The 296-nt window shown below is 65.5% G+C and carries 1 pseudogene; it reads left to right on the top strand.

The window, feature by feature from the left end:
* Positions 1 to 296, top strand: a pseudogene (locus DEF28_RS27060) (hypothetical protein); the annotation flags it as partial.

Here is a 296-nt window from a genome sequence, read left to right as displayed (position 1 = left end):
GACGTCATCACGTCTGGTAATGGTTCGGCTGTCGGTGGCAACCAGTTGGTTGTCGATGGTGATGTGCCGGTGAATCTGTCGGGTAACGCGATCGCGGCGGTTCTGGGTGTCGCGGGTGCGGCGGTCGAGGATGCCGATGCTGTGGTGCTGGAGGACGGCGGGGACGTCGTTACTTCGGGTAACGGTTCGCTGGTCGGTGGGAACCAGGCGGTGGTGGACCTGGATGTGCCGGTCAATGTGACGGGGAACGCGGTCGGTGCGGTTGGTGGTGTGGCGGGCGCGGCGGCGCAGGACAC

It is taken from the genome of Marinitenerispora sediminis, assembly GCF_003336425.1.
Taxonomy (GTDB): domain Bacteria; phylum Actinomycetota; class Actinomycetes; order Streptosporangiales; family Streptosporangiaceae; genus Marinitenerispora; species Marinitenerispora sediminis.
Note: the sequence above shows the minus strand (reverse complement) of the source record. Positions and strands in the feature narration are given on the sequence as shown.